The sequence below is a fragment of the Nocardioides sp. URHA0032 genome (assembly GCF_000620645.1).
Lineage (GTDB): Bacteria > Actinomycetota > Actinomycetes > Propionibacteriales > Nocardioidaceae > Nocardioides.
The window spans coordinates 107,638-126,669 of sequence record NZ_KK211161.1 but is presented as its reverse complement, the minus strand read 5'-3'; the positions used below and the strand labels follow the sequence as shown (position 1 = coordinate 126,669).

Annotated in this window: 20 protein-coding genes and 1 riboswitch; of the genes, 16 read left to right on the top strand and 4 right to left on the bottom strand. The window is 73.5% G+C overall.

The genetic code is table 11. The features are described 5' to 3' along the window. Positions 1-18: 18 nt before the first annotated feature. Together N538_RS0121790 and N538_RS28160 are read left to right on the top strand one after the other, a co-directional pair. Positions 19-1,416 (top strand): amidase, encoded by a 1,398-nt coding sequence (locus N538_RS0121790; protein WP_028639044.1) that lies wholly within the window; start codon positions 19-21, stop codon positions 1,414-1,416. Further along, positions 1,389-2,237: an SDR family NAD(P)-dependent oxidoreductase gene (locus N538_RS28160; protein WP_081790651.1), complete on the top strand. Its 849-nt coding sequence runs from the start codon at positions 1,389-1,391 to the stop codon at positions 2,235-2,237. The genes N538_RS0121790 and N538_RS28160 overlap by 28 nt, the downstream gene beginning before the upstream one ends. Here N538_RS28160 and N538_RS26770 read toward each other — a convergent pair. The 3 genes from N538_RS26770 to ku form a co-directional block, all read right to left on the bottom strand. Continuing rightward, positions 2,119-3,417: an RNA polymerase sigma factor gene (locus N538_RS26770; RefSeq protein WP_051549531.1), complete on the bottom strand. Its 1,299-nt coding sequence runs from the start codon at positions 3,415-3,417 to the stop codon at positions 2,119-2,121. The genes N538_RS28160 and N538_RS26770 overlap by 119 nt on opposite strands. Continuing rightward, positions 3,414-3,773, bottom strand: a complete 360-nt coding sequence (locus N538_RS0121770; protein WP_028639042.1) for a YciI family protein — start codon at positions 3,771-3,773, stop codon at positions 3,414-3,416. The genes N538_RS26770 and N538_RS0121770 overlap by 4 nt, the downstream gene beginning before the upstream one ends. A 108-nt stretch (positions 3,774-3,881) precedes the next feature. Then, the gene (gene ku, locus N538_RS0121765) at positions 3,882-4,793 is read right to left on the bottom strand and encodes a non-homologous end joining protein Ku (RefSeq protein ID WP_028639041.1); all 912 of its coding nucleotides are present in this window, start codon (positions 4,791-4,793) and stop codon (positions 3,882-3,884) included. Positions 4,794-4,828: 35 nt separating this feature from the next. On the opposite strand from ku, the gene ligD (N538_RS0121760) reads away from it, so the two are divergent. The 12 genes from ligD (N538_RS0121760) to N538_RS0121705 all read left to right on the top strand — a co-directional run bounded on the left by ligD (N538_RS0121760) (position 4,829) and on the right by N538_RS0121705 (position 16,582). Continuing rightward, on the top strand, positions 4,829-5,746 hold the full coding sequence (ligD, locus tag N538_RS0121760; RefSeq protein WP_028639040.1) for a non-homologous end-joining DNA ligase: 918 nt from the start codon (positions 4,829-4,831) through the stop codon (positions 5,744-5,746). Continuing rightward, positions 5,743-6,438: a L,D-transpeptidase family protein gene (locus tag N538_RS0121755; RefSeq protein WP_028639039.1), complete on the top strand. Its 696-nt coding sequence runs from the start codon at positions 5,743-5,745 to the stop codon at positions 6,436-6,438. Before ligD (N538_RS0121760) ends, N538_RS0121755 begins: the two co-directional genes overlap by 4 nt. Further along, the gene (gene ligD / locus N538_RS0121750; RefSeq protein WP_036571733.1) at positions 6,438-7,352 is read left to right on the top strand and encodes a non-homologous end-joining DNA ligase; all 915 of its coding nucleotides are present in this window, start codon (positions 6,438-6,440) and stop codon (positions 7,350-7,352) included. The genes N538_RS0121755 and ligD (N538_RS0121750) overlap by 1 nt, the downstream gene beginning before the upstream one ends. Before the next feature lie 131 nt (positions 7,353-7,483). Continuing rightward, entirely contained in the window at positions 7,484-7,984 is a 501-nt protein-coding gene (locus N538_RS0121745) for a hypothetical protein (protein WP_155992381.1), read from the top strand. 188 nt (positions 7,985-8,172) lie between these two features. After that, positions 8,173-8,739, top strand: a complete 567-nt coding sequence (locus N538_RS26765; protein WP_051549530.1) for a S26 family signal peptidase — start codon at positions 8,173-8,175, stop codon at positions 8,737-8,739. A gap of 44 nt (positions 8,740-8,783) precedes the next feature. Further along, positions 8,784-9,476 carry a response regulator transcription factor gene (locus N538_RS0121735; RefSeq protein WP_036571732.1) on the top strand — a complete coding sequence of 231 codons (693 nt, stop codon included), beginning with the start codon at positions 8,784-8,786 and terminating at the stop codon, positions 9,474-9,476. Further along, entirely contained in the window at positions 9,469-10,683 is a 1,215-nt protein-coding gene (locus N538_RS0121730) for a sensor histidine kinase (RefSeq protein WP_028639035.1), read from the top strand. The genes N538_RS0121735 and N538_RS0121730 overlap by 8 nt, the downstream gene beginning before the upstream one ends. Before the next feature lie 30 nt (positions 10,684-10,713). Next, positions 10,714-11,529 carry an HAD-IIA family hydrolase gene (locus tag N538_RS0121725; RefSeq protein ID WP_028639034.1) on the top strand — a complete coding sequence of 272 codons (816 nt, stop codon included), beginning with the start codon at positions 10,714-10,716 and terminating at the stop codon, positions 11,527-11,529. A gap of 4 nt (positions 11,530-11,533) precedes the next feature. Then, a complete protein-coding gene (locus N538_RS0121720) occupies positions 11,534-14,260 on the top strand; it encodes a hypothetical protein (RefSeq protein ID WP_028639033.1) in 2,727 nt (908 codons plus the stop codon). Between the two features lie 4 nt (positions 14,261-14,264). Then, positions 14,265-15,080 carry an ABC transporter ATP-binding protein gene (locus N538_RS26760; RefSeq protein WP_051549529.1) on the top strand — a complete coding sequence of 272 codons (816 nt, stop codon included), beginning with the start codon at positions 14,265-14,267 and terminating at the stop codon, positions 15,078-15,080. Beyond that, entirely contained in the window at positions 15,077-15,724 is a 648-nt protein-coding gene (locus N538_RS0121710) for an ABC transporter ATP-binding protein (protein ID WP_081790649.1), read from the top strand. The genes N538_RS26760 and N538_RS0121710 overlap by 4 nt, the downstream gene beginning before the upstream one ends. Before the next feature lie 136 nt (positions 15,725-15,860). Further along, a riboswitch (cyclic di-AMP (ydaO/yuaA leader) is annotated at positions 15,861-16,045 on the top strand. Between the two features lie 3 nt (positions 16,046-16,048). Beyond that, positions 16,049-16,582 (top strand): C40 family peptidase, encoded by a 534-nt coding sequence (locus tag N538_RS0121705; RefSeq protein WP_028639031.1) that lies wholly within the window; start codon positions 16,049-16,051, stop codon positions 16,580-16,582. Between the two features lie 3 nt (positions 16,583-16,585). On the opposite strand, the gene N538_RS0121700 is transcribed toward N538_RS0121705, so the two are convergent. Further along, positions 16,586-17,170, bottom strand: a complete 585-nt coding sequence (locus N538_RS0121700) for a hypothetical protein (RefSeq protein WP_028639030.1) — start codon at positions 17,168-17,170, stop codon at positions 16,586-16,588. A 140-nt stretch (positions 17,171-17,310) separates the two neighbouring features. On the opposite strand from N538_RS0121700, the gene N538_RS0121695 reads away from it, so the two are divergent. After that, positions 17,311-17,706: a hypothetical protein gene (locus tag N538_RS0121695; protein WP_155992379.1), complete on the top strand. Its 396-nt coding sequence runs from the start codon at positions 17,311-17,313 to the stop codon at positions 17,704-17,706. 1 nt (position 17,707) lies between these two features. Beyond that, positions 17,708-19,030: a hypothetical protein gene (locus N538_RS26755; protein ID WP_036571728.1), complete on the top strand. Its 1,323-nt coding sequence runs from the start codon at positions 17,708-17,710 to the stop codon at positions 19,028-19,030. Positions 19,031-19,032: the final 2 nt, after the last annotated feature.

Genomic DNA, 19,032 nt, shown 5'->3' with positions numbered 1-19,032 from the left:
ATCGGTAGGGTTCCGGGCATGATGGATATCGCCCGGGCCGGAGTGGCCGACACCGCCCGTCTGGTCGCCACCGGGGAGATCAGCGCCCGCGGCGTCGTCGAGCAGGCGCTGGCGCGGATCGACGAGCGGGACCGCGAGCTCAACGCGTTCTCCCGGCTGCTCGTCGACGAGGCGATCGCCGAGGCCGAGGCCCGCGACGCGGCCCTGGCGTCCGGCGGCCCGGCCGGCCCGCTGCACGGCGTACCCATCGCGATCAAGGAGGAGATCGACGTCGCCGGCGCCGTCACGACCTTCGGCGGCAACGGCAACTCCACGCCGGCCGCCGCGGACGCCGAGGTCGTACGCCGGCTTCGCGTCGCCGGCGCGGTGGTCGTCGGCAAGACCACGATGCCCGAGTTCGGGGCGTTCCCGTTCACCGAGTCCGCCTCGCGCGGCATCACCCGCAACCCCTGGGACCCCAGCCGCACGCCCGGCGGCTCCAGCGGCGGTACGGCGGTCGCCGTCTCGGCCGGCATGGTGCCGGTCGGCATGGGCGGCGACGGTGGCGGCTCGATCCGGATCCCGAGCGCGAGCTGCGGGCTGTTCGGCCTCAAGCCGCAGCGCGGACGGGTCACGACGGCGCCGCACCCGCACCTGTGGTGGGCGCTCGGCACCGCGGGCCCGCTCACCCGCAGCGTGCTGGACAGCGCGCTCGTGTACGACGCGATCCGCGGTAACGTCGAGGGCGACCTGTACACCGCGGGCGGCCACGAGCCGTTCGTCGACGCGGTCGGCCGCGAGCCGGGTCGGCTGCGGATCGGCTGGAGCACCAGGCCGGTCGCCCGGGGCGTCCGCCCCGACCCCGTGCACGTGCAGGCGGTCCGCGACACCGCTGCTCTGCTGACCGAGCTCGGCCACGACGTCCGCGAGGTCGACCCGCGGTACCCCGACCCGACGGCCGCGTTCGTGCCGCAGTTCTTCGCGGGCATCCGCGCCGAGGCCGACCTGGTCGAGCACTACGACCGGCTCGAGCGGCGCACCCGCGAGACCTGCCGGCTCGGGGCGTGGGTCACCCCGAAGGTCGTCGACTTCGCGCTCGCCCGGACCGAGCAGGTGTCGGTGAAGGCGAACCGGGTCTTCGACGACGTCGACGTCCTGCTGACGCCGGCGATCGCGCACCGGCCGCCGCGGGTCGGTCGCCTCGACGGCGTCGGCACCGTGCTGGCCTCGCTGCGGGCGATGCCGGCGATCGCCTACGCCGCGCTCTGGAACGTCGCCGGCAACCCGGCGGCCTCGGTGCCCGCCGGTGTCGGCGCCGACGGCCTGCCGGTCGCCGTCCAGCTGGTCGGCCGCACCGATGACGAGGCGACGCTGTTCTCGCTGTCCGCCCAGCTCGAGCAGGCCCGGCCGTGGCCGCTCCTCGCCGGCGGCGCGTGAGCCTCGACGGGCGCACCGTGCTGGTCACGGGCGCGTCCTCGGGGATCGGCGAGGCGACCGCGCGCGCGGTGGCCGAGCGGGGCGCGACCGTGCTGCTCGTCGCCCGGCGGGGCGACGAGCTGGAGCGGGTCCGGGCGTCGATCGAGGACGGCGGCGGTCGCGCCTCGGCGTACTCCTGCGACCTGACCGACCACGACGCGATCGACGCCCTGGTGGCACGGGTGCTCGCCGAGCACGGGGCCGTCGACGTGCTCGTCAACAACGCCGGCCGCTCGATCCGGCGCTCGCTGGCGCTCAGCTACGACCGGTTCCACGACGTCGAGCGCAGCATGGCCGTCAACTTCTTCGGCCCGGTGCGGCTCACGCTGGGCCTGCTGCCGGCGATGCGCTCCCAGCGGTCCGGCCACGTCGTCAACATCGTCACGTGGGGCGTCCAGCTGCGGGCGCCGAAGTTCAGCGCCTACATCGCGTCCAAGTCGGCGCTCGACTCCTGGAGCCGGGTCGCCGCGCGGGAGACGTACGGCGAGAACGTCGCGTTCACCAACATGCGCTTCTCGCTGGTCCGCACGCCGATGTCGGCGCCGACCGAGGCGTACGCCGGCCGCGGTGCGACCCCGGAGCAGGCGGCCGCCCGGGTCGTGCGCGCGATCGAGCGGCGGCCCCCGCACGTGAACACGCTCGCGGGCAACGTCGGCGAGCTGCTCAACCTGGTGGCTCCGCGGCTGGCGGACGGGCTGTTCCACCGGTTCGACCGGATGTTCCCGGACTCCCGGGCTGCGCGCGGCGCAGCAGGATCCGACGCTCGTCGGCGTTCCTCGTGAGGGCGGCGGCGTCGCGGAACGCCCGCGCCGCCTCCTCCTGACGGCCGGCCCGCTCGAGCAGGTCGCCGCGGACCGCCGCCACCAGGTGCCAGCCCGGCACGTTCTCGACCGCGGCCAGGATCGCCAGGCCGGCGTCCGGGCCGAACGCCCGCCCGTGCGCGACGGCGCGGTTCACCTCCACGACGGGACCGGGGGCGATCCGGGCGAGCACGTCGTACAGCCCCGCGATCTCGGTCCAGTCGGTGTCCTCGGGCCGGCGGGCCCGGGCGTGGCAGGCGGCGATCGCGCCCTGGAGCACGTAGCTGCCGACCGGCCTGCCCTGCTCGGCGAGCTCCTCGGCGCGGTCGAGCGCCGCCAGGCCGCGGCGGATCAGGAGCTGGTCCCAGCGGCGGCGGTCCTGGTCGTCCAGGAGGATCGGGGTGCCGTCCGGGGCGTGGCGCGCGTTCAGCCGGGAGCCCTGGATCTCCAGCAGCGCCTGCAGGCCGTGCACCTCGGGCTCGTCGGGTGCGAGGTGCGCGAGCATCCGCGCCAGCCGCATCGCCTCGCGGCACAGGTCGGGACGGGTCCAGTCGTCGCCGCTGGTGGCGGAGTACCCCTCGTTGAAGACCAGGTAGACGACCGCCATCACGTCGGTCAGCCGCTGCCAGCGCTCGGCACCGGTCGGGTTCTCGAGCTCCGCGCCGCTCTCGGCGAGCAGCCGCTTCGCGCGGGAGATCCGCTGCCCCATCGTGGCGTCCTTGACGAGGTAGGCCCGGGCGATCTCCTGCGTCGTCAGGCCGCCGACCAGGCGCAGCGTCAGCGCCGCCCGGGACTCGGGCGGGAGCACCGGGTGGCAGCAGAGGAACGCCAGCCGCAGCACGTCGTCCTCGATGTGGTCGACGGCCGCGTCGAGGTCGGGCACCTCGGCCTCCTCGAGGCCGTGGGCGAGCTCCGCCGTACGGCGTCGCAGGGTGTCGTTGCGGCGGAACTGGTCGATCGCCCGCCGCTTGGCGACCGCCATCAGCCAGGCGCCCGGGTTCGCCGGCACCCCTCCCTCGGGCCACTGCTCGAGCGCGGTCACCAGGGCGTCCTGGGCGAGGTCCTCGGCCAGGTCGAGGTCGCGCGTCATCCGGGTCAGGGCGGCGACGAGCCGGACCGACTCGCGCCGCCAGACCGCGGTGACCGCGTCCTCGGTGGTCACCCGGGGCTGCTGAACATCTGCCGGATCTCGACCGAGCCCTCCCAGCCCGGCCAGTGCGCGAGGTGCAGCTCCAGCACCCGGCGGGCGTTCTCGACCGCCTCGTCGTGGCTGCGCACCTCGGTGATCGCGTACCCGCCCGCGACCTCCTTGCCCTCGGCGTACGGACCGTCGGTCTGGGTGATGGTCCCGCCGCGCAGGTGGATCTCGGTGCTGTCCCGCATCCCGGCGAGTCCGCCGGCCTCGATCATCGTGCCGTCGGCGAACGACTGCGCGAGCTCGGTGCCCATCGCCTCCACGAGCGCCGGCGGCGGGTCACCGAGGTCCTCGGTCATCTTCACGAACGTGATGTAGCGCATCTGGGTCTCCTGTCGTGGGTGCTGCGGTCACCCACACGTCGGATCATCCGTGCTGGTTTCGACAGGCCGGGTCGCGCGGTCTCGTCGCGCGGCGGCCGGCACCAGGCGTCAGCTGGCCTTCTTGGCCGCGGCCTTCTTCGTGGTCGACTTCTTCGCGGTCTTCTTCGCGGCAGCCTTCTTCGCCGGGGCCTTCTTGGCCGACTTCTTCGCCGCCGGCTTCTCCTCGGCCGAGCTGTCCGGCTCCTCGCCGCGCGCGGTCTTCGCCGCGTCGACCGAGCGCTGCAGCGCCGCGAGCAGGTCGACGACCTCCCCGGAGGACTTCGTGGAGGTGGCGGTCCGCTTGACCTCGCCGCCCTCGATCTTGGTCTTCACGAGCGCCTCGACGGCCTCGGCGTAGTCGTCCTCGAACTCCGCCGGGTCGAAGTCGCCGGCGAGGGTCTCGACGAGCATGTTCGCCATCTTGACCTCCTGCGGCTTCACGTCGCCGGTCTCGACGGAGAAGTCGGGGGTGCGGACCTCATCGGGCCACATCATCGTCTGGAGCACGATCACGTCGTCCTTCACCCGGAGCACGCCGACCGTGGTCCGCTGCCGCAGCGCGACGGTGACCACGGCCATCCGGTCCGCGTCGAGCAGCGCCTGGCGGAGCAGGGCGTAGGGCTTGGCGCCGGTCTTCTCGGGCTCGAGGTAGTAGGACTTCTCGAACAGCATCGGGTCGATCTGCTCCGACGGCACGAACTTCTCGACCGCGATCTCGCGCGACGACGTCGACGGCAGCTCGGCCAGGTCGTCGTCGGTGAGGATGACCATCTCGCCGTCCTCGGTCTCGTAGCCCTTGGCGATGTCGGCGTACGCGACCTCCTCGCCGTCGACCGAGCAGACCCGCTGGTACTTGATCCGGCCGCCGTCCTTCGCGTGCACCTGCCGGAACGAGACGTCGTGCGACTCGGTGGCCGCGTAGAGCTTCACCGGCACGCTGACCAGCCCGAACGACACCGCACCCTTCCAGATGGCTCGCATACCGGTCAGTGTGGCACGAGGGCATGATGGGGCGCATGCGTCCGATGCTCGCCACCCACGGCCGCACCGTGCCCGTAGGAGACACCTGGATGCACGAGGTGAAGTGGGACGGCGTCCGCGCCCTCACCGACGTCCGCGACGGCACGCTGCGGATGACCAGCCGCAACGAGAACGCGATCACGATCGCCTGGCCCGAGCTCGCCACCAGTCCGTACGACGGGCGGGACCTGCTCGTCGACGGCGAGATCATCGCGCTCAACGACCGCGGCCTGCCGGACTTCCGCACGCTCCAGGAGCGGATGCACGTCCGGAAGGCCGCCGCCGCCGAGCGCCTCGCGCACCGGGTCCCCGCGATCTACATGGTCTTCGACCTGCTCCGCCTCGACGGCCGCGACCTCACCGGGGAGCCGCTGGAGACCAGGCGGCGGCTACTGGCGGAGCTCCAGATCGACGGCTCCTGGCAGGTCCCGCCGGAGTACGACGACGGGGCGATGCTGTTCGAGGCCACATTCCAGCAGGGGCTGGAGGGTGTGGTCAGCAAGCGGCGGACCTCGACGTACCGCTTCGGCGAGCGCAGCCCGCACTGGCAGAAGCTCGCCCACCGCCACCGGCTCTCCTACGTGGTGGGCGGCTGGCGCCCGCAGGAGGGCACGACCGACCGGCTGGCCGCGCTGCTCGTCGGCGAGCAGACCGCGGACGGCCTCCTCTACCGTGGCCGGGTGGGCAGCGGGATCGGCGCGAGGCAGAGCCGGGCACTGGCCGCGCTCGTCGAGGGTCTCGACCGCCGCGACAGCCCGTTCGCCGACGAGGTGCCGGCCGTCGACGCGCGCGGCACCCACTGGGTCGACCCGGTCCTGGTCGTCGACATCGACACCCACGGGCGTGGGTACGAACGCCTGCGCCAGCCCTCGTTCCAGGGCGTCCGTCCCGACCTCGACCCGGAGGACCTGTGAAGCGGTTGCTCGTCCCGCTCCTCTTGGCGGCCGCGCTCGCGACGCCGACGCCCGCGCACGCCACGACACCCCGGCACGTCCGCCTCGACGGCGTCGACGTCCGGCTCCGCGACGGCACCACGCAGGTGGTCACCGTCAACCACACGTCCGGCTACCGCGCGCGGGTCACGTGGTGGGTGCGGCGCGACGGCCGCTGGCAGCAGGAGCTCCGGGCCACCGACGGCCGCATCGGGTACGGCGGCCTCGTGCCCGGTCGCCACCGGCACCAGGGGACGGGCACGACCCCGCTCGGCACCTACGACCTGCCCTGGGCGTTCGGCATGCACCGGCAGGACCCGGCGTGGGACCTGCGGTACCGCAAGGTCCGGCGCGGCGACTACTGGGTCGAGGACAACGGGAGCGCCTTCTACAACCGGTACCGCAACCGGGCCGAGGGCGGCTTCCGCTGGCGGCTCCCGGCCAGCGACCCGAACGCCTCCGAGCGGCTGCTCGACTTCCCGCAGCAGTACGAGTGGTCGATCGTCACCAGCTTCAACCTCCGCCAGGTCCGCCACCGCGGGGCCGGCATCTTCTTGCACGTCAACGGCTCCGGGGCGACCGCCGGCTGCGTGAGCGCGCCGCGCTGGTTCATCCGGGCGCTGATGTTCCGCCTCGACCCCGCGCGACGCCCGGTGATCGGGATCGCACGCTGATGGCGGCCCAGGACCCACCGCAGAAGGAGGAGGTGCGGGTCGACGTCGAGGGCCGCACGCTCACGATCAGCAACCTGCACAAGGTGCTCTACCCGCGGACCGGTACGACGAAGGGCGAGGTGCTCAGCTACTACGCCCAGGTCGCCCCTGTGCTGCTGCCGCACCTCTCGGGCCGCTGCGTCACCAGGATCCGGTGGCCGCACGGCGTCCAGGACAAGAGCTTCTTCGAGAAGAACGTCCCGGGCGGCACCCCGTCGTGGGTGCACACCGCGAAGGTCCCCACCACCGGGAGCCGGGCAGCCAGCAGCTCCGACACCCTGGTGTTCCCGATCGTCGACGACCTCGCGACGCTCACCTGGCTGGTCAACCTCGCCGCCCTCGAGCTGCACGTGCACCAGTGGACCGTCGACGGCAAGGACCGCCCGCGCGGCGCCGACCGCGTCGTCATCGACCTCGACCCGGGCGAGCCCGCGGGCCTGCACGAGTGCTGCCAGGTCGCCCTCCTCGTCCGCGACCGGCTCGCCGAGCGCGACCTGGTGGCCCGGCCGGTGACGAGCGGGTCCAAGGGCCTGCACCTGTACGCCGACCTGCCGAAGCGGCTGCCGCCCGACGAGTCGACGGCCCTCGCGAAGGAGGTCGCCGAGGCGCTGCAGGGCGAGCACCCGAAGCTGGTGACCGCGACCATGACGAAGGCGCGCCGTACCGGCAAGGTGTTCCTGGACTGGTCCCAGAACGCCGGCTCGAAGACCACGATCTCGCCGTACTCGCTCCGCGGACGCGAGGTCCCGACGGTCGCGACGCCGGTCAGCTGGGCCGAGGTCGAGGCGGGCGCGGAGGACGCGCTCGACCTCGAGCAGTTCCGCTTCGAGGAGGTCCTCGAGCGGATCCGGGAGCACGGCGACCTGTTCTCCTGAGCCGGCGCGCCGGGGCTGCGACGGCGATCTGTTACCCAACGGTGGGAGTTCCTTGGACGACGTGTGGATCAGTCGTGGCAACGCCGGTCCTACCTTCTAGTCGTACCACCTGAAGCACCGGGGGGATGCTGATGACCACGACTACTGTTGCCACCACGGCCAGGAAGCTGTTGCTCCCTGTAGGCAGCGTTGTCGGCGCCGGCCTGCTGGCGATGGTTCTCGGCGTCCCGTGGACGAGCGCCAGCGAGGGATCCTCCGGGATCCGGCTGCTGGCCGACGACAACCAGGGAGCGACGCTGACCATCAGCAAGATCGAGCCCGGGGAGTCCGTGTCTCGGAGCGTGACCATCCGCAACTCGGGTGGGCTCGCCTCGAAGCTCTTCTTCTCGGAGACCGGAGACCCGTCGTCCTTCGCGGATGGCGAGCTCGACCTGGTCATCGACCAGGACGGAACGCAGCTCTACAGCGGTGACTTCGCCGCGATGAGCGACCAGGCGCAGGACGTGGGAACGCTCGAACCGGGGGGCTCGAGCACCTTCACCTTCACCGTGTCGCTCCCGGACGACGCACCGTTCGCCAACCAGGGCGAGCCTGCGAAGGCTGCGTACTCGTGGGTCAACGCCGAACCGTGAGCTCGAGGACCTGAGGGCGGGCACCGCGCACCTGGGGGGAGCGCGGACGCCCGCCAGCAGGAACGGTCACCTCGGACGGGTTCGTCCGGCGCTGTTGGGGGGAGCGCCGGGCGGCCGTCCGGACCCATACAACACAAGAGCGGCTCGGAGCCCTGGCTCGGAAGCCTTCTCGGAAAGACCACCCGCCCATGGAGATCGCGACCTCCCCGCACCGCCCGGCGTCGACGCCGTGGGGGCGACTCCTCGCGCTCGTGGTGATCCTGGGCCCGGTCACGGCTCTCGTGCTGCTGCCGATCGGTCTCGGTCTCCAGCGCTACGTGATGACCGGCGACTCGATGGACGGCGATCGGGCCGACAGCATCCCGCGCGGCTCGGTCGTCTTCGAGCGGCGCGTCCCCGTGGACGACCTGCGGGTCGGCGACGTCATCACCTACCGCCCGCCGGCGTCCGCCGGCGTCGACGGCATGGTCACGCACCGGATCGTCGCGCGCGACGCCGACGGCATCGTCACCCAGGGCGACGCGAGCGCGACGCCCGACCCGTGGCGGCTCGAGCTGGGCGGGAACGCCGTACCTCGCGTGGTCCTCACCGCTCCATGGGTCGGCTACGCCTACCTGGTGCTCGCCGACCCGGTCCTCTGGTTGCTGCTCGTCGGCAGCGCCGGCGCCCTGGTGCTGCTCCTCGTCACCAACGTCCGGCGTTCGCAGCGGACCCCGCCGACCCCGGTGGGAGTGGGTGCGGGGATCGAACGATGAGGAGTGCCCACGAGCGCGGGTCGGTGACCCCTATGCTCACACCCATGGCGCAACGAGTTCTGGTCGTGGAGGACGAGGAGGACATCGCGTTCCCCCTGGTCCGCACGCTGGAGCGGGAGGGGTACGACGTGTCCTGGGTGGACAGCGGCCAGCAGGCCCTGGACTCCATGTCGACCGCCCCGGACGTGGTGATCCTCGACCTCGGGCTGCCCGACATCGACGGGCTCGAGGTGTGTCGACGGGCCCGCGAGGCCGGCTTCGAGGGGGCGATCATGATCGTCACCGCCCGAGCCGGCGAGCTCGACCGCGTGGTCGGGCTCGACTACGGGGCCGACGACTACCTGGCCAAGCCGTTCGGCCTGGCCGAGCTGCAGGCGCGTGTGCGCGCCCTGTTGCGCCGTACCTCCTCCACCTCGGCGGCCACCGAGGCCGTTGAGCCCGACGGGCTCCGCATCGACGTGGACGCGCGGCGCGTCTACGCCGGCGCCGAGGAGGTCCCGTTGACCGGCAAGGAGTTCGAGGTGCTGAACATCCTCGCCGCCAACCGGGACAAGGTGGTCTCCCGCGGTCGGCTGATGGCCGACGTGTGGGACGAGAACTGGTACGGCTCGACCAAGACGCTCGACGTCACGATCGGTCGGTTGCGCCAGAAGCTCGAGAGCGTGGGTGTGACGGATCGGGTCGTGGCCGTTCGGGGTGTGGGTTTCCGCCTCGAGGGCGGCACACCGGATGCGTGAACGCCTCACCGTCGCCTTCGTCGTCCTCACCGTCGTGCTGCTGTTCGGTGCCGGGCTGGTGCGCTCCTACGTCCTCCGGGACCTGATCCGTGAGCAGGAGTCCGCACACCTGCGCCAGGAGGTCGAGCTGATCGCGGCCATCGCCCAGGACCGCGTCGAGGCGGGCGGCAGCATCGACCAGCAGTTCCTCGACTCCGTCGTGAGCGACCGGAGCCGGCTCGAGTTCGACCCGGGCAAGGGCCGGACCCTGGTCGCGGACGGCAAGGAGTACGACGGCGACGACGACCCCACCAACGACCTGAGGGCCGCCGACACCATCGACGCCGGCACCGTGACGCTGAGCCAGTCCGACCAGGTCATCCAGGAGATCGTCGGCCGCGACGTCGGCTCGATCGCGGCGCTGTTCCTGCTCATCGCCGTCGTCGCCGGCATCGTCGGCTTCGTCATCGCCTCGGCGCTGTCCTCGCCGTTCCAGCGGCTCGCCGTGGCCGCCGGCAACCTCGGCCGTGGCCGCTACGACCTCGAGCTGCCGAAGACCAGGATCCCGGAGGCGGCGGCGATCTCCACGGCCCTGCGCACCAGCGCGCTGCAGCTCGAGGACCGGGTCCACCGCGAGCGGGACTTCGCCGAGCACGCCTCGCACGTGCTCAAGACCCCGCTCACGGGGCTCCGGCTCGAGCTCGAGGACCTCACCCTGCGCGACGACGTCCGTGGGGACGTCAAGGAGGCCGCGGCCCGCAGCCTCGCGGCGGTCGACGAGGTCAGCGCCGTGGCCGGTGAGCTGGTCGAGCTGTCCCGCAGGGGCAGCCTCGTCGCCGGCTCCGAGCTCCCGCTCGTCGACCTCGCCACCCAGCTCGCCCAGCGCTGGGCGGACCGGCTCGGGGTGCGCAGCCGCACCCTCACCGCGGCCGCCGAGGGCAACCTCGCGCTCACCTACACGCCCGGCCCGGTGGAGCACGTCACCGACCTGCTGCTCGCCGACGTCGTACGCCGGGGCTCCGGGCCGGTCCGCCTCGTGTTCTTCGGCGAGGAGGGCGGCCAGCTCCGGATCCGGGTGGAGTCCGAGGGCCGCGCGCACGAGAACGATCACCACGGCGAGCCCCTCGACCGGATCGCGCAGGCCCGCTCGGTGGTCGAGGCGCTGGGCGGCCGGGTCACCGGCGAGCACCCCGCCGACGGCATCGAGGTCCTGCTGCCCCGTCGCTGAGGTCGGTCGCTGAGGTCGGCCGCTGACATGATGACGGCCATGACCTCGCGTCCCGTGGAGACCTGGCTGACCGACATGGACGGCGTGCTCGTGCACGAGGAGGTCCCGATCGCCGGGGCCCAGGAGTTCATCGAGGCGCTGAAGGCGTCCGGCAAGCAGTTCCTGGTCCTCACCAACAATTCGATCTTCACCCCGCGCGACCTCCGCGCGCGACTGCTCGGCAGCGGCATCGACGTGCCGGAGGAGGCGATCTGGACCTCGGCGCTGGCCACCGCCCAGTTCCTCTCCGAGCAGCGCCCGCACGGCACGGCGTACGTCGTCGGCGAGGCCGGCCTGACCACGGCGCTGCACGACATCGGGTACGTCATGACCGACCGCGACCCGGACTACGTCGTGCTGGGGGAGACTCGGACCTACTCGTTCGAGGCGATCACCCGCGCCATCCGGTTGGTCAGCGCCGGCGCCCGCTTCATCGCCACCAACCCCGACCCCAGCGGCCCGAGCCAGCACGGCCTGCTGCCCGCCACCGGGTCCGTCGCGGCCCTGATCAGCACCGCGACCGGGCGGACGCCGTACTTCATCGGCAAGCCGAACCCGCTGATGATGCGCAGCGCCCTGAACCGGCTCGAGGCGCACTCCGAGACGACCGTGATGATCGGCGACCGGATGGACACCGACATCATCAGCGGCCTCGAGGCCGGGCTGCGGACCGTGCTGGTCACCACCGGCTCGACCCGCCCCGAGCAGGTCGAGACGTTTCCGTACCGCCCGACCCGGGTCGTCGACTCGATCGCGGACCTGGTGGCCGAAGTCGATGGTGGAAGCGCTCCCACGGTCGTAGTGTGACCGCGTGACCCGCCCCGCCGCCCACGCGCTGTGGCGGGCGGCCCCGCTCCGGCTGGCCCGGATGCCGGGCTGGGGAGCGCTGGTCCTGGTCGCGGTCACACTCTTCGTCGCGTCGGTGGGCGCGCCGAGCCTGTTCGTCGAGACGGCCCGGTCGACCGCGCTGGCGGACGGGCTCCGGGCCAGCGCCGGCGGGCCGTTCGGCGACCAGTCCGGCGACCTCCGGGTGACCTGGGACGGGGTGGTCCAGGACCTCGACCCGCTGCTCGACCCGCTCGCCGCGCTGCCGGCGTACGGCGACCCGACGGTGACCGCTCTCGGCGTCGGGCAGAGCCAGTCCACCAAGCCGGTCGCGGTCGCGAACGGCGCGACGGCCCCGGCCGTGCTCTGGTACCACGACGGCGCGATCCCGGCCCTGGGGGGCGACGACGACACCGACGGCGTCTGGCTGTCGAGCGACACCGCTGCCGCCCTCGGGCTCCGGGTCGGCGACCCGCTGAAGGTCGGGATGGTGCAGGTCTTCCTGGGCGACAGCCGCGCGCTCCGGGAGACCGTGCTGGCCGGCACCTACGACACCGCACCCGGCTCCGCCCTGCCGACGCAGCTCGCGGGCCTGCCCGGCGCCGACCGCTGGTTCCTCCCGCAGGACCCGGTCAACCCCTCGCTGGTCACCCCGCTGGCGATCGTGAGCCGCGCGACCTTCGACCACCTCGCCCCGAAGGTGCGGGAGAAGCCGTTCTACGTCGCCGACCTGCTGCTCGACCCCGACGTCACCCCGGAGGAGGCGACCGCGGCGGTGGCGGCCTCGGCGGCGTACGGCGACGCGGCGTTCGACGGCAGCACGGAGATGTCCGCCCAGCTGGCGGGCGCCAAGCCGGCCCCGGCGACGCTCGACGTGATCAGCGGGCTGCCGACCATCGCCGGCGCCGCCGACGCGACCGCGACCTCGGCGCGCGAGCAGGTCCGGCCCTACGCCCTCGGCGGCCAGGTGCTCGCCGGCCTGCTTCTGGTCGCTGCGTGGGTGCTGCTCGGCCTGAGCCGCCGGCGTGAGCAGCTGCTTGTCAGCGGCCTCGGGCTGCGCCCGATCGAGCTCACCCTCCTCGCCGCCCTCGAGGCGCTGCTGGCCTGCCTGCTCGCCGTCCCGGCCGGCCTGGCCCTGGCCCACCTCGGCGTGGTGGCGGCCGGGCCGCCCACCGATGCGGGTGTGCCCTTCACCCGGGACGGGCTGGTCCGCGCGGCCGTCGGCGCCGGCATCGGGCTGGTGATGATCGCGCTCACGGCCGGCTTCTCCGCGCTGGCGACCGACCGGCTCGACCGGCTCTCGCGACTCGGTCGCAGCCGGGTCGCGGTGCCCTGGGGCACGGCGCTCGTGGTCGTCACGGTGGTCGTCACCTTCGCGGTGCTCACCGTGGAGACGTCGGACCGGGCGACGACGCCGCTGACGAGCGCGTTCCCGTTCCTCGTCACCGCGTCCCTGACGATGGTGGTCATCCGCGCGGCCGCCTGGCTGCGGGCCCGGCGGTCGACCCGGGCGAGGCCCGGGACCTCCCGATGGCTGGCCGCCCGGCGTACCGGGCCGGTCCTGCACGAGGTCGTCGCCCTGTCGGCCGTCGTCGCGGTCGCGCTCGGGTTGTTCGCCTACACGCTCACCGTCCACCGCGGCATCGACGAGGGCGTCGCCGACAAGACCGCCGCCCTCGCGGGAGTCGCGACCACGATCGAGGTCGCCGAGGACTTCCGCGGCCAGGGCTCCGCGGTGGCCGTGCGGCCGCCGGTCGACGGCTCGACGATCGTCTGGCGCCGCAACGTCTCCCTCGGACCGGACCAGAGCGGGATCCCGCTGATGGCCATCGACTCCGGGTCGTTCGCCGACGTCGCGGACTGGGGTGGCTCCGGCGACCTCGACGCCGGCCGCGCGCTCGTGCCGCGGCTGCCGACGAAGGAGGAGGGGGTGCCGGTGATCCTGGTCGGCGACACCCACCTGGAGGCGGGCGCGAAGACGGTCATCGACCTCGACACCGTGCTCACCATCCCCGTGTACGTCGTCGGCGTCGTCCCGGCGTTCCCCGGCTCCGAGACCGAGCCCGGCACCGTCACCGTGGTCGTGGACAGCCTGCGGCTCTTCAAGATCGTCACGCCCGACCTCGACCCCCGCGGGAAGGGCGCGACCAGCGACCTGCCCGGCGCGCTCACGTCGATCCTGTGGAGCCGGGCGGCGCCGCCCGACCTGCGCGCGCAGCTCGACGACGCCGGCATCGCCAGCGAGGGCGTGGTCGAGACCGCCACCCAGGCGCGGATCGAGAACGGCCTGGTCGCCTCGACCTGGGCGGCCGGCTACGTCCTCGCGCTCGGGGGTGTCGTGCTCGCGCTGGCGCTCGCCGGGGGACTGGTGCTCGCGCTCCGGCTGTCCGACCGCGACACGGTCTCGGACGTGCTGCTGCGGCGGATGGGCTACCGGTCGGCCGACCTGGCGCGGGCGCGCGCCTGGGAGGTGGGGTACGCCGTCGCGACCGCCGTCGTCGCTGCCCTGCTCGCCGCCGCGGTGCTCGTGCTGATGCCGAGCAGCATCGACGCCGCTGCCGGCATCCCGCCGCTCGCACACCCGCGGCCGGAGCCGGCCGACCTGCTCTGGCTGCTCGGCGTGCTCGTCGTCCTGGTCCTGGTGGCCTGGCTGGTCGGGACCCTGCTCACCCGTCGCCGCCCCGCCGCGGAGGTGCTCCGTGCCGGGGATTGAGTCCATGACGGCCGTGTCCTGCGAGGACCTGGTCAAGGTCTTCCGCTCCGTGACCGGGGAGACGCACGCGCTGCGCGGCATCGGCCTCGAGCTCGTCCCGGGTGCGCTCACGGTCGTCGCGGGGCCGTCCGGCAGCGGCAAGAGCAGCCTCCTGACGCTGCTCGGCGCCCGCGACCGGCCCAGCGCCGGCCGCCTCACCGTGCTCGGCAGCGACGTCGGCGTCGCCTCGACCCGCGAGCTGCGGCGGCTGCGCCGCCGGCAGATCGGCTTCGTGCCGCAGCGCGCCTCGAACGCCGTCTTCCCGCACCTGCGCGCCACCGACCAGCTCCGCCAGGTCGCGTCCTGGCGCGGCGCCTCCCGCCGCCACCTGGCCGAGGCCCTCGACGCCGTCGGTCTGACCGACCGCGGCGGTCACCGGCCCGATGCGTTGTCCGGCGGCGAGCAGCAGCGGCTCGCGGTCGCGATCGCGCTGGTCGGCACCCCGGCGCTGGTCGTCGCCGACGAGCCGACCGCCGAGCTCGACCATGCGAACGCCGACCGGGTCATGGACGCGCTGCTCGCCGTCGCCGCCGCAGGGTCGACGGTCGTGATCAGCAGCCACGACGACCGCGTGACCCACCGCGCCGACCGGTTGCTCCGGCTGCGGCACGGCGTCGTCTCCAGCGAGACCTCGGGCCGGCGTACCGCCGCGGCCGTCATCGACGCGACCGGCCGGGTCCAGCTGCCCCAGGAGATGCTCGGCCTCTTCCCCGACCGCCGGGTCGTCGTCGAGGCCGACGGCGACCACGTGCGGCTGCGCCGACCGGAGGTGGAGCTGTGACCGGCACCGGACTGAGCATCCAGCAGGTCGCGCACGGGTACGGCGCGGGCGCCGGCCGGGTCGAGGTGCTGCACGACGTCAGCCTCGCCGCGGCCCCCGGTGAGCTGGTCGCCGTCGCCGGTCCGTCCGGGTCCGGGAAGAGCACGCTGTGCCACCTGGCCGCCGGGTTCGAGACGCCCGAGCGCGGCACCGTGACCGTCGACGGGCGGCCCGCCGACGCCGTCGCCGACTGGTCCGTGGTCGCGGTGGTGCCCCAGCAGCACGGGCTGCTCGCCGGGCTCAGCGTCGAGGACAACATCTGCCTGCCGGCGTACCGCGCCGGCGTCGACCCGGTCGCGGCCCTCGCCCGGCTCGCCGAGGCGCTCGACCTCGGCGCGTTCACCCGGCGCGGCGTGCGGGAGACCTCGCTCGGCGAGCAGCAGCGCACCGCGGTCGCGCGGGCGCTGGTCCTCGCACCCCGGCTGGCCGTGCTCGACGAGCCGACCGGCCACCAGGACGACGACCACGTGGCCCAGGTCGCGGCGGTGCTGGTCGGTGCCGCGCACGCCGGCTCCGCGGTGCTCGTGGCCACCCACGACTCCCGGGTCTGGGAGGTCGCCGACCGCGTCGTCCACCTCGACGAGGGGCGCGTGACAGCGCTGTAACTGTGTGACCTTCGACCAGTTCGCCCGCGATCCCACGCGGGGAGTGTGGCGTGCGCCACGGAATCGGCCCGGCACCGACTCGTGATCGGGCGAATTCTCTGGTTACCGTCCTTGACCGGTTGCACGTCGCAACACCGGCCCGGGCACGCCGAATCCTGCCACCCGGGTCGTGGACCGATCACGGACGGCAGGAGTGGGGGACCCACCTTCGCGGCCGCACCAGCATCACGCGGGCGCTCGGGGTGAAGCCACCGACCGGTGGCCGGGCACCTTCTCGCCCGAACCCGACAGCTCACCTCACAGGCGTGGGAAGGAAACCTCCGCATGCCCACGATCCACTCCCTGGCGCTGCGCGCCCTCGCCAGCGGCGCCCTCGCCGTCGGCCTCCTCTCGACCGCCCCGATCGCCGACAGCCACGCCGCCACCCGGAACGACCGCGTCACGCACCACCACCACAAGCACGCCTCGCTCGCGCCGTCGGCGCGCCGGGTCGGCAGCGCGATGAGCATCGCCGTGCACCAGAAGGGCGACCCGTACAGCTACGGCGCCTCCGGCCCGAACGCCTTCGACTGCTCGGGGCTGACGTTCTACTCGTTCCGCAAGGCCGGCTTCAAGCACATCCCGCGCACCTCGTCCGCGCAGGCGCACTTCGCCCAGCACATCAAGCGCAGCAACATGAAGCGCGGCGACCTGATCTTCTTCTACGACGGCGGCGGCGTGTACCACGTCGGTGTGTACGCCGGCTTCACCCACGGGCACCGGTGGGTGCTGCACGCGCCGCACTCCGGCACCCGCGTGCGCACCGACAAGCTCTGGACCGACAAGTGGTTCCCGGGCACGTTGCGGTACCGCCGCTGACGGCTACTTCCAGGCGAAGGTCGGGAGCACCGAGGACACGACCTGGTCGCGCTCGGACCTCGACACCTTGTTGTTGAAGGAGAACGTCAGGGTGACGATCCGGTCGCGGACGATGGTGCCGAACTCCTCGATGTACTGGGTCGGGCTCACGAAGCCGGCCACGTGGTACGCCTCGGTGCCGTCGAGCTCGCTCACCGGCAGCACCTTCGGCGCCTTCGGGTAGGTGTTCGCCTTGATCCGGTTCTCGCCGAGCTGCTCGGCGGAGGCGTCCGAGCCGAACGCGTCGATCTCGCCGAGCATGATGTAGGCGAGGCTGTCGGGGCTGTCGGCGCCGTCCTCGTAGCGGGTCAGGTCCTTGGCCTGCGTCCAGTCCGCGGGGGCGCGCACGCTGCTGTTGGGCATCGACAGCTCGATGCCCGTCGCCACGTCCGACGGGGAGTCCGTCGGCGAGCTCGCCTGCGAGCTGCTCGTCGACGTCGGCGCGGCCGGCGAGCCCGGGCTCGCCGTACCCGGATCGTCGCCGTCGCTGCTGCAGCCCGCTGTGAGGGCGAGCGCGAGCAGCAGGAGGGGGATCGTGGTTCGACGCACCGAGAGCTCCTGGGTCCGAGACGAGTGCGACGCAATCTAACGGACCGAGGTTTCGATCGCGGGGGACCGGGGCAGGTGGCCGGTGACGCAACAGGCCTTTCATTCGGGGGAAGGAACACGTTCAGATGTACGACGGGGGCATGGGAGCCGCGGACCTGCTCGGGGAGCTCGGACTCCCCGAGGACCTGATCGCCGACGTCCGGTCGATGCTCGCCGGCAGCGCCGAGGACCTCGAGACGGGGAACGTCAAGCCGATCTCGCCCGGTCTCTTCGGGGGCTCGGACGCGGGAGCGCAGCTCGGCCACCACAGCAGCGTGGCGCAGCAGCACGTGGCGAAGGCGGTGCTGCAGATGGCCGCCGGGCTGCGGGGATACCGCGACAACCTGGCCGGCTTCGTCGACGACCTCGGCGACACCGACGCCGCGAACGCGAGCGCGCTCAACGGCCTCGCCACCTCGACGTCCTGCGTGGCGGCGCCGAGCTTCGAGAGCAACAGCTCGTGCACGTTGCCGGCCTCGACGGCGGAGGGGCGCTGAGATGGCCAGCGGACCCCAGCGAGCCCGCCTCGACCGGGCGCTCCACGGCGCGAACGACGGCGACATCGACCGGCACGCGAGCGAGTGGGAGTACTGCCAGGGCATCCTGCAGCAGATCGGCACCGCGCTCCTGACCGCCTCGCCCGAGGTCAGGCAGAAGATCGGCGGCAGGACCGGCCCGGCCGTCGACGCCGCGTTCAACCGCTCCGCGACGTCGATGAGCGACAAGTCCACCGAGCTGGGTGCGGGCGCCCAGGCCATGCGCAACGCCGCCGACGTGATCCGCAGCGCCAAGATCGAGCAGGACGACCTCGCGCGCCACCCGCTGAGCGAGCCGCCGCCGTACCACGCACCGGTCGGCCCGCCGACCCGCGCCGACATCCAGGCCGAGTCGCAGAACCGGCAGGCACACAGCAACTACCAGGCGGCGTACGACGACCAGGAGGCCCGCGCGAAGAAGCAGGCCGACGCGATGGACCGCGTGTTCGGGCACTCGGCCACCACCATGAAGCAGATCCACGGCGAGCCCGACCCGAAGCCCGCCGGCTCGTCGGGCGGCGGGACCGGTGGCGCCAGCGGTGGCGCAGCCAGCGGCGGCTCCGGTGGCTCGGCCACCTCGGGTGGCGGCGGCGGTCCGCGGAGCGTCGACGGCCCCACCTACCACCCCGGCAGCCCCGGCAGCCCCGGCACCGGCACTACCGGCACCACCGGCCATTCCGGCAGCCCGGTCCCCGGCCCCGGACCCGGCTACGTGCCGGCCGGCGGCGGCCCGGGCGGCGCACCGCAGGGGGGCGGGCCGGTCGGCCCGATCAGCACCCCCGCCGCGGGCGGCACACCGGGCGGCACGCTCGGCGCCACGGGCGGCACGTCCGGCGGCAGCATCGGGGCGGGCACCGGACTCGGCCTCGCGGGCGCCGCGGCGGGCGGGGCCGCGGGCGGCCTGCTCGGCACGGGCCTGTCCGCCGGCGGCCTCGGCGGCGGTGCGGTCTCCCCGGTCGTCACGAGCTCCGGCACCGCCGCGAGCGGCGTGCGCGGGATCGGCGCCACGTCACGCACGGGCGTCACCGGCCCGCTCGGCCGCCCCGGTGGTGCCGGTGCGGTCAGCTCCGGGTCCGGCAGTGGCCGGTCGGGCGCCGCCTCGGCGGCAGGTCGGCGCGGCACGACCGGCGGGAGTCGGGGCGCCGCGGGCGGTCGCGGAACCGGCACCGCGTCCGGGGGCGGCGGCCGCGGGGGCAAGGACGACAAGCGCCGCAAGCGTGACGTCTTCGACACCGGTGACGAGTGGGTCGAGGACGAGGACGCCGCACCGGGCGTGCTCGACTGACT

Bases quoted from the DNA above. Each gene is read 5' to 3' on its own strand.
- N538_RS0121790 (WP_028639044.1), top strand. From the start codon at position 19: ATGATGGATATCGCCCGGGCCGGAGTGGCCGACACCGCCCGTCTGGTC.
- N538_RS0121770 (WP_028639042.1), bottom strand. From the start codon at position 3,773: ATGCGCTACATCACGTTCGTGAAGATGACCGAGGACCTCGGTGACCCG.
- ku (WP_028639041.1), bottom strand. From the start codon at position 4,793: ATGCGAGCCATCTGGAAGGGTGCGGTGTCGTTCGGGCTGGTCAGCGTG.
- ligD (WP_028639040.1), top strand. From the start codon at position 4,829: ATGCGTCCGATGCTCGCCACCCACGGCCGCACCGTGCCCGTAGGAGAC.
- ligD (WP_036571733.1), top strand. From the start codon at position 6,438: ATGGCGGCCCAGGACCCACCGCAGAAGGAGGAGGTGCGGGTCGACGTC.
- N538_RS0121745 (WP_155992381.1), top strand. From the start codon at position 7,484: ATGACCACGACTACTGTTGCCACCACGGCCAGGAAGCTGTTGCTCCCT.
- N538_RS26765 (WP_051549530.1), top strand. From the start codon at position 8,173: ATGGAGATCGCGACCTCCCCGCACCGCCCGGCGTCGACGCCGTGGGGG.
- N538_RS0121735 (WP_036571732.1), top strand. From the start codon at position 8,784: ATGGCGCAACGAGTTCTGGTCGTGGAGGACGAGGAGGACATCGCGTTC.
- N538_RS0121730 (WP_028639035.1), top strand. From the start codon at position 9,469: ATGCGTGAACGCCTCACCGTCGCCTTCGTCGTCCTCACCGTCGTGCTG.
- N538_RS0121725 (WP_028639034.1), top strand. From the start codon at position 10,714: ATGACGGCCATGACCTCGCGTCCCGTGGAGACCTGGCTGACCGACATG.
- N538_RS26760 (WP_051549529.1), top strand. From the start codon at position 14,265: ATGACGGCCGTGTCCTGCGAGGACCTGGTCAAGGTCTTCCGCTCCGTG.
- N538_RS0121705 (WP_028639031.1), top strand. From the start codon at position 16,049: ATGCCCACGATCCACTCCCTGGCGCTGCGCGCCCTCGCCAGCGGCGCC.
- N538_RS0121695 (WP_155992379.1), top strand. From the start codon at position 17,311: ATGGGAGCCGCGGACCTGCTCGGGGAGCTCGGACTCCCCGAGGACCTG.
- N538_RS26755 (WP_036571728.1), top strand. From the start codon at position 17,708: ATGGCCAGCGGACCCCAGCGAGCCCGCCTCGACCGGGCGCTCCACGGC.